This is a genomic window from Bradyrhizobium shewense (assembly GCF_900094605.1).
GTDB lineage: Bacteria > Pseudomonadota > Alphaproteobacteria > Rhizobiales > Xanthobacteraceae > Bradyrhizobium > Bradyrhizobium shewense.
In genome coordinates this window covers 124,438-132,912 of the sequence record NZ_FMAI01000001.1, presented here as the reverse complement: position 1 = coordinate 132,912, position 8,475 = coordinate 124,438, and the positions used below count along the sequence as shown (strand labels likewise).

At 60.5% G+C, this 8,475-nt stretch carries 8 protein-coding genes; 6 read left to right on the top strand and 2 right to left on the bottom strand.

Annotated elements, in window-relative coordinates; translation table 11 throughout:
* The 4 genes from GA0061098_RS45905 to GA0061098_RS00545 all read left to right on the top strand — a co-directional run.
* Nucleotides 1-1,586: DNA polymerase III subunit gamma/tau domain-containing protein (locus tag GA0061098_RS45905; RefSeq protein ID WP_488226167.1), on the top strand; the 1,586-nt coding region annotated here is incomplete at its 5' end.
* Between the two features lie 433 nt (nucleotides 1,587-2,019).
* A complete protein-coding gene (locus tag GA0061098_RS00555; RefSeq protein WP_091952346.1) occupies nucleotides 2,020-2,979 on the top strand; it encodes a fatty acid desaturase in 960 nt (319 codons plus the stop codon).
* A gap of 429 nt (nucleotides 2,980-3,408) precedes the next feature.
* A complete protein-coding gene (locus tag GA0061098_RS00550; RefSeq protein ID WP_245323116.1) occupies nucleotides 3,409-4,317 on the top strand; it encodes an NrtA/SsuA/CpmA family ABC transporter substrate-binding protein in 909 nt (302 codons plus the stop codon).
* Nucleotides 4,314-5,093 (top strand): ABC transporter permease, encoded by a 780-nt coding sequence (locus tag GA0061098_RS00545; protein WP_245323115.1) that lies wholly within the window; start codon nucleotides 4,314-4,316, stop codon nucleotides 5,091-5,093. Before GA0061098_RS00550 ends, GA0061098_RS00545 begins: the two co-directional genes overlap by 4 nt.
* A gap of 70 nt (nucleotides 5,094-5,163) precedes the next feature.
* Here GA0061098_RS00545 and GA0061098_RS47370 read toward each other — a convergent pair whose 3' ends face one another.
* Nucleotides 5,164-5,301 carry a hypothetical protein gene (locus GA0061098_RS47370; protein WP_245509260.1) on the bottom strand — a complete coding sequence of 46 codons (138 nt, stop codon included), beginning with the start codon at nucleotides 5,299-5,301 and terminating at the stop codon, nucleotides 5,164-5,166.
* Between GA0061098_RS47370 and GA0061098_RS00540 the strand changes: the two genes are divergently transcribed.
* Entirely contained in the window at nucleotides 5,246-5,956 is a 711-nt protein-coding gene (locus tag GA0061098_RS00540; protein ID WP_430649252.1) for an ABC transporter ATP-binding protein, read from the top strand. The two genes, GA0061098_RS47370 and GA0061098_RS00540, sit on opposite strands and share 56 nt — an antisense overlap.
* A gap of 67 nt (nucleotides 5,957-6,023) precedes the next feature.
* Complete coding sequence (locus GA0061098_RS00535; RefSeq protein ID WP_091952337.1) at nucleotides 6,024-6,749, top strand: Crp/Fnr family transcriptional regulator; 726 nt, start codon at nucleotides 6,024-6,026, stop codon at nucleotides 6,747-6,749.
* A gap of 97 nt (nucleotides 6,750-6,846) precedes the next feature.
* On the opposite strand, the gene atzF is transcribed toward GA0061098_RS00535, so the two are convergent.
* Nucleotides 6,847-8,406, bottom strand: a complete 1,560-nt coding sequence (gene atzF, locus GA0061098_RS00530) for an allophanate hydrolase (protein ID WP_245323114.1) — start codon at nucleotides 8,404-8,406, stop codon at nucleotides 6,847-6,849.
* Nucleotides 8,407-8,475: the final 69 nt, after the last annotated feature.

Here is an 8,475-nt window from a genome sequence, read left to right as displayed (position 1 = left end):
AAGGGTCTGCACAGGCGGCAGCGGAGTTGACCGAAGCCGGCGTCATGCGCGGGAATGGCGTCGGCAATGACAACGAGAATCATCCCGCCGCTTCGCAGGCTTCGCGAGGGGCAGCGAAGTCAGCAAAAGCAGATGGTGTGGAACACGGTAATTCGGGGCACTCAACCTCTGCAAGGCCACCGGAAGCAGCCGACCCTGGTGAGCCAGGCGTCGCAAAGGCCGGTAGCGCGGGCGGCGGTAACTCACAGCACGCTTCGGAGAAACAGCACGCTTCGGAGAAAGGGTCTGCAAAGGCGGCAGCGGAGTTGACCGAAGCCGGCTTCATACGGGGGAATGGCGTCGGCAATGACAATGAGCATCATCCCCCCGCTTCAGACGCTTCGCGAGGGTCAGCGAAGACGGCAGAAGCCGATGGCGTGGAACACGGTAATTCGGGGCACTCAACCTCTGCAAAACCACCGGAGGCAGCCGACCCTGGTGAGCCAGGCGTCGTAAAGGCCGGTAGCGCGGGCGGCGGTAACTTACAGCACGCTTTCGAGAAAGAGCACGCTTCGGAGAAAGGGTCTGCAAAGGCGGCAGCGGAGTTGACCGAAGCCGGCTTCATGCGGGGGAATGGCGTCGGCAATGACAACGAGCATCATCCGCCCGCTTCGGAGGCTTCGCGAGGGGCAGCGAAGATGGCAGAAGCCAATCGTGTGGAACACGGCAATTCGGGACACTCAACCCCTGCAAAACCATCGGAAGCAGCCGACCCTGGTGCGCCAGGCCTCGGTAGCGCGGGCCGCGATAACTCACAGCACAATTCGGAGCCGGGGTCTGCAAAGGCGGCAGTCACGGGGTTGGCTGAATCTGGTTCTATGCAAGGGCACAGCTTCGGCAACGACAACGAGCATCATTTCCCGGCTTCGGATGCTTCGCCAAGTTCGGCGAAGACGGCTGAAGCAGATGGCGTGGAACGCGGCAATTCCGGGCACTCAAGTTTTTCAGGCGCACCTGAAGCAGCTGAGATCGGTGAGCCGGGCATCGCCACGGCCAGTAGCGCGGGCCGCGGTGACTCACAGCAGGTTTCAGAGCCAGGGCCTCCAAAGGCGGCAGCCACGGAGTTGACTGAAGCTGGCGTCGCACCGGGAAATGGCGCCGAGCATCGCGCTCCGGTCTTGGATGTTGCGGGCGCATCAGCTGGGGAAGAACCGACCGTCGTGAAGCATGGCAACTCAGGGCACGATTCACATGGCTCTAAAGAGGCACCCGAAGCAGCCGAGATGGTCGAACCGAGCGCCGCAAATGGCAGTAAGGCCGGAAACTGGCCGCAGGCTGCAACCGCGTTGGAACCCGTACAGCCGGCTAAAATTGCCTCTGAGATTGGCGGCGCGGAATTGGCGTTTCGCTTCGATAGCTATTCGACTCCTCCCACATTCGGCTCGGTAGTTGAACTTGATAGCCCGCTCGGTCCGCACGTTTCGCCCGGTCAGGAAAAGGACCTCCACACCATCGGCAAATCGATCCCTAATGCACTGGACGAACACGCGGTCGCCCCCGTTCATAACGTTCCGCATCACGCCGCGCCTCATGACTTGCTGATTTGAAGCTGCATCGCTATTGATCGATGCAATCGTAGCGTGTCCGATTTGAGCCGGCGGTCCACACTCTATCGAGTCTCGGATCAATCTTCCGAAGGCGAGCCTGTTCTCCGTTTCTTGCCGTTCATGAGAAGCCGCCTTGCGCTTCCCGACGAGCGATCAGATTTGCCTGTATTGCCCATGATGGATTGGAGGGAGAGTTCAAGTTTATCAATCGGTTAGAAGGCTGCGTGTGCACGACATGTGCACCGAGAGATCAACAAATATCTTGTGACGGCCAATGCGGTGAGGCGAGGGCCGCAATCTCGGATGCCGGTGACCAACGCCCGCGAAATTAATTGCTTCTGCATTGCGGCGTCGCTCCCTAGGGTCGGTATGTGCTTGACGAATTCCAGCGTCTGCACGAGCGCGATCACCCCGGAAGGAGGCGGCTACGATCATGAGCAACGCGATCACTGCCACCGGAGAAAAGCCACTGACTCCAGCTATGCTGCGCGATTTGTCCGTGCGGTCCGATTGGCAAGGCCTGGTCCGTGCGGCCAGCCACTACGGCATCATTGTCGTTGTCGGCGCGCTGATCTGGCTGGCCTCGTCGCGATACGGAATAGTCTGGGCGTTGCCGCTGGTCGTCGTCCAAGGCTACTTTGTCGCATTCCTGTTCATGGTGGTACACGAGACCGCCCACAAGACGGCGTTTCGTAGCCGCGCACTTAATCTCGCCTTCGGTCATCTCTCCTCGTTCGCAGTCGGCTTGCCTTACGAATACTACTGCCTGTTCCACTGGGATCATCACCGCTATACGCAGGATCCAAAGAGGGATCCGGAACTGCTGTCGGTTCCGACCCCGACCTCGGACGCGCAACTGGTGATCGTCTACAGCGGCTTGCGGCAGGTTGCCTTCCGGGTGCGGCTGATGCTTCGCCACGCGTTGACCGGAAACGCCACGTCGCCCTGGATTCCGGAAAGCAAGCGCCACATCGTCGTGACGGAAGCTCGCTTCCATCTGGCAGGCTACGTCGCGCTGCTGCTGGCATCGGTCGCGCTGCACACCTTGATCCTGTTGTGGGTCTGGGTCATTCCCGTGATCATCGGTCAATTGTTTCTGCGTCCGTATCTTCTTGCCGAACACACCGGTTGCGATCGCACGCGCAGCGCCTTCCAGAATACCCGCACCACCTATACCGCCATGTTCGTGCGCTGGTTTGCATGGAACATGCCCTATCATGTCGAGCATCATGCTTATCCTTCGATTCCGTTCCATGCGCTGCCGAAACTGAACCGGATCGTCGCCGATCAGATCGTCTACCGGGGTCCAGGCTACATCGCAGTGACGCGGCAGACGTGGGCCTGGTTTCGCCGCGCACGCAACGGCATCGAAAGTCCCATCGGTTCTGATTGAACCGGGATCGCGGCTTCATGAAAAGGCAGCAGGGTGCCGTTGCCGCAGCCGGCGGCGCCGAAATGCCGCCCGCACTGCGAACACGGGTCCCACCAGGCGCCTTCTCCGCATCTCGGGAGGCGGCTCCGGGCCCGAACAGATCAGCCTCAGCCACGATGCGCCCAAGGTGTGGGCAGCGTGATGAATTTATTGCCCTGGCACAGTCCGGGAGCTGGCCTACTTGCGGGAAAATTGGACAGCGTCGAGCCTTGTCGATTAATTGCTTCACGGTCTCCCGTCTTCAGACGACCCTGTCGTCACGGTCGATCACTCCGATCGCCGGCATCACAGAGGTTTGGCATGCGATCAACAACCGCTCTTCGCTTTGCCGCGTTTGTCCTATCTGCGTCCTTCTTGTTTGCGACGCCCGAGTGCGCGACAGCCGAAGAATTGCTGAAGGCGCGGCTCGCCCAGAATCTCGGGCCGATCTCGGGACTGGCGATCGTCGCGAATGCGAAAGGCATTTTCGCCAAGCAGGGGCTCGACATCTCGATCTCCAATTTCACCAGCGGGAAGCAGTGCCTCGATACGGTGCTTGGGGGAGGGGCGGATATCGCGACAACCGCCGAGGCGCCGGTCACGGCGGCCGCGATGGCGCAACAGCCCATCGCCTTCGTGGCGGGGATGGAATATTCGGATCTTAAGACCATGACCGCGGCTTCTGCCGGCATCAAGACGAAGGCTGATTTGCGTGGAAAGCGAATTGCCTTTACGGCTGGAACCGGCAGCGAAGTTTACACGTCGGTTCTGTTGAAAGCGGCGGGCCTGACGTCGAAGGACGTGACGCTCGTCAACCTGCGACCGCAGGAGATGCTTCCCGCCATGGCGGCCGGGAGCATCGATGCGTTCGATACCTGGGAGCCGCACGTCGCGAATGCGAAGAAGGCTCTTGGCGAAGGCGCGACCCCACTTGAGACCAAAGGTCTCTACTCGGAGACCTTCAACATTGTCGTTACGCAATCTTACCTCGCGGCCAATCCGGCGATCGTCAGTAAGTTCCTGGCGTCCCTCATCGAAGCCGAGGGCTGGCTCAAGGCGCATCCGGATGAAGCGATCGACGTCATCGCCGCAGCGACCGGGATGAAACGCGACGAGTTGGCTGCGATCTGGCCGGACTATGTTTACCGTGTGCGCCTCGACGACAAGCTTCTCGCGACTCTGAAAACCCATGCCACCTGGCGGCTCGAGACCGGCAATCATCCCCCTGGAGCGACCATGCCCGATTTCTCGAAAGTCTTGGTGACGGCGCCGCTCAAGGCGGTCGATCCGGCCCGCGTCACACTGGAGGCGCGCCCGTGAGCGTCGGCAGACGTAGCAGTGCGAGCGCGACTGCACGGCTGAGCGTACTGGTCGCCGTCCTCTCGGTGCCTATCTTCACAGGCGTGTGGGAGCTGGTTGCTCGCTCCGGCATTGTGAACACCGTGCTGTTTCCGCCGCCATCGACCGTCGCTGTCGCCATTCTCGAATGGATTCGCAGCGGACAATTCTTCGCCGACCTGATGGCGAGCCTCTCGCGCGTGGCCGCGGGATTTGCGATCGGGGCCGCGGGCGGGATCGTGCTCGGCGTCCTGACTGGCCGGTTCCAGCTGGTGTCCAGCCTGCTTTCACCCTTGTTCCACATCCTTCGCCCAATTCCTCCCATAGCTTTCGTGCCGATCGTCATCCTTTGGTTTGGCCTCTCGGAGACAGGCAAGCTTTTCCTGGTCGTTTGGGGCGTGTTCTTCACGGTATGGCTCGCGACCCACATAGGGGTGCAGAAAGTCGACCACGGACTTATCCGTGCCGCCCAGATGCTCGGCACACCGCAGCCGCAGATGTTGTGGGAGATCGTCCTTCTTGGCGCGCTGCCCTATATCACGGTCGGTCTTCGGACCGCGGTGAGCATCTCCTTCTACACACTGGTCGCCGCCGAGTTGGCGGGAGCGTTCGCCGGTATCGTTTATCGTATCGAAATTGCGCAACAGAACATGCAAACGGGTCAGGTGATGGGCGGGTTGGCGGCACTCGGCCTGCTCTCCTTCATCGCTGACCGTTCCTTTGCGACTCTTGCCGAACGTGCCGTGTGGTGGCGATGACCCCGAGCTTGCTTCGTCCAGACCAGCCGCTCAGGCTCGTGGATACGTACCCGCCATCCGCCCCGGCCCGTCAGGCGATCATCCGGGTCGAGGATTTGAGCATCGTCTTCGATGCGCCGAGCGGACAGGTCATCGCGGTCGACCGCGTATCCCTGGCGGTAGCCCAGGGAGAATTCGTCTCGATCGTCGGTCCATCCGGCTGCGGCAAGTCCACGCTCCTGAATGCAATGGCCGGCCTCGAGCGGCCGTTCGAAGGCCAGGTGCTGATCGCCGGCGAAGCAATGCGCAAGCCACGGCCCGAGATTGGGATGGTCTTCCAGCAGCCACATCTGTTTCCGTGGAAATCGGTGCGCCGGAACATCGCGCACGGGCCCCGCGCCCTCGGCAAGCCGAAAGCGGAGGCGCTGCGGATTGCCGACGACCTCATCGAGATGATCGGACTGACCGGATTTGCGTCGGCATATCCGCACACGCTATCGGGAGGCATGCAGCAGCGGGTTGCGATTGCCCGTGCCCTCGCCAATCAGCCGCGCGTGCTATTGATGGACGAGCCGTTCGGAGCGCTGGATGCCCAGACCCGGGCGGTCATGCAGGACAATCTGCTCGAGCTCCGCGAGCGGATCAACGCAACCATCGTCTTCGTCACACACGACATCGATGAAGCGATCCTTCTTTCTGACCGTGTGCTGATCATGAGTGCGGGACCTGGCCGCATCCTCAAGGATCTTCAGGTGAGCCTGCCGCGACCGCGCTCCAGCGCCATCGTTGCGGAGGCTGCCTATCTCGCCCTCAAGCGGGATTGCCTTGACCTGATCCGCTCGGAAGGCCGCCGGGCTTTCGAGCAAATGGAAATCAGGATGTAAGCGCCTGACGACAGATCTGGCATGGCTCTTGAATGGTTTTCCCTTCCAGCGGCAAGGGAGCGAGCAGATGTCAGTAGCAAGTCTCAGGAATACGACAGGCATCATGCTGGCGGGATCGGATGCTCTGGTCGGGTCGCTGCCCGGCTTGTTGGATCCGTTGTGTGAGACTGACCGGCGTCGTGTCCTCGCCATCGGCCGTGAGGAGGTCCTGCCAGCAGGCAAGCACGTCTGGCGTCAGGGCGATCTGCAGAACGGCATTTATCTGATCGAAGAAGGTCGTATTCGCAGCTACTACGCGGCTCCTTCCGGACGCGAGGTGACGCTGGCCTACTGGTTCGCCGGCAATTTCGTCGGCGGCCCGGATCTGTTCGGTACTGGTGCCCACGTATGGTCTTCGGTTGCAGTGGAACGGAGTCGGGTGACGTTCTTACCCGGCCCAGCCTTGCGCGCGCTGGCGCATCAATCAGCAAGTATCGCGGTCGCGCTGTTGGATGCGCTCGCCTTCAAGGCACGGTGCTACTCGGCCATGGCGCAAATGCTGGGGACCCGCTCGGTGACCGAGCGGTTGCATCGTCTGCTGGTTTTTCTCTCGAATATCTACGGCTCGCAGCAAGGCCGTGAGATCGTGATCGGGATCCCGTTCACACATGGTGATCTCGCCAATCTGATCGGCTCAACTCGCCAATGGGTGACAGTGCAGCTTTCCCGTATGCAGGCAAGGGGCGTCATCCGTTATCACCGGGGCCTGATTGTGATCCTCAATATGCGCGCTCTCGATCTCGAAGTTGTCTAAAGCATGATCCGGAAAAGTGTGCAGCGGTTTTCCGAAAAGATCATGCTTAAACAACAACCTAAGGCGCGATGACGATTCATCCTAATCGCATCGCGCGTTAGGACGCGGCCTTCGGATATACTTTTAGATCGAACAGCGCAGCCTTCCCATCGGGCAGCCATCGCTCGGCAAGGTCGAGAAGAGCATGGTCACGCCACGCAGGCGCTAGCAAAGTGATGCCCATCGGCATGCCGTTGCCGAGCGTTGCGTTGGGAACTGCCACCGCGCACAAGTCCACGAGATTGGCAAAATAGGAGTAGTACCCGAGGCGGCTGTTGAGCGTGACGGGATCTTCCATCATCTCCGAGATCGTGAAGGGGCGTGGCGCGGTAGGTACCACCAGGACATCGATTTCCTCGAAAATCGATTGGATCTGGCGTCGCAGCTTCAAAAGTCGATGTAGCGCGGCGAACGCATCTATTGCGGAAAACCGGGCCGCTGCGCCCAGCACGTTGCGGATGACGTCGAGCAGGTCTCCATGATCGACGTCCAGGAGCTTGCTGATCGCCGCATGACGTTCGGCAATCCAAGGCCCTGAAAAGAGCATTTCACCGGCTTCGGCGAAAGGCGCGAAGTCAATTTGCCTGGCTTGGCCTCCCAGTCCCGAAAGTCTCGCGCAGGCCTGCCCGTACAGTTCATTGCATTCCGGCATGCCGAATGAATGCAGATGACCGACAGAGACCTGGCCGAATCGGAATTTGCGAGGTGATGGGGAGGACGAGGCAATCCGTTGGCGGCTAAAAGGATCGGTATCGTCGAATCCTTCGATCAACTCGAGCAGAAGTCGACCTTCGGCAATGGAATTGCAGAAGATCGAGGGACAGTCGAGCGTCGGACAGTTCGGCACGAGCCCCCGGGATGAGACGAGGCCGACGGTGGGCTTGATTCCGATGATCCCATTAAAGCCTGCGGGAATCCGGCCCGAGCCGCCGGTATCTGTGCCGAGAGCGAAGGCAACATGGCCGGATGCTACGGCCGCAGCCGAACCGGAACTCGAGCCGCCGGAGATATACAGATCGTTGGCCGCGCTGGAACAGGCGCCATAGGGGGAGCGGGTGCCGGCCAGTCCGGTTGCGAACTGATCCAGGTTGGTCTTACCGAGACAGATCGCACCTGCGGCCGTCAAACTCTCGACGCATCTGGCCGATCGCGCAGCCACATACTCGAATGACGGACAGGCTGCTGTTGTTGGCATGTCCTCAACGTCAATATTGTCCTTGACGCCGAATGGCACGCCAAAGAGCGGCAGGACTTCACCCTTCTCCGCTCGCTGTACAAGGGCATCAGCCTCGGCCAGCGCTTCTTCTATGGGCCGCACATAGATCCAGCAGTTGCGGTGCCGGTCCCGTTCGATGCGCTCATAGACGGTTGTGATGATGGAGGATAGCTCGGCAGGCGAACGTAGAGGCCGACTCTGCGCGGATAAGATAGCTTGCGGCACGGAATAAAACTCCTGAGGGGCATGACCCGATAAATATGAAGCCGCTGCCCAGCAGTGAAAGCAACTAAGCGCCTCTGCCGCACCGGCGGCACTCGAACCTGCAACCACACAGTTATGAGCGGCGGGGTATGGATCAGATTCGTTGATTTTCCTGCGCTTTTCGTGGAATTCGACCACGTTCGCTGCACTTCACTTGCGCATTCGCCAACGCACCAATTGCGTCAGGTCGAAAAGAAGCCCTATCGG

What these genes read in the sequence shown, in the direction of transcription:
- GA0061098_RS00555 (WP_091952346.1), top strand. Translation starts at nt 2,020, where the DNA reads ATGAGCAACGCGATCACTGCCACCGGAGAAAAGCCACTGACTCCAGCT.
- GA0061098_RS00535 (WP_091952337.1), top strand. Translation starts at nt 6,024, where the DNA reads ATGTCAGTAGCAAGTCTCAGGAATACGACAGGCATCATGCTGGCGGGA.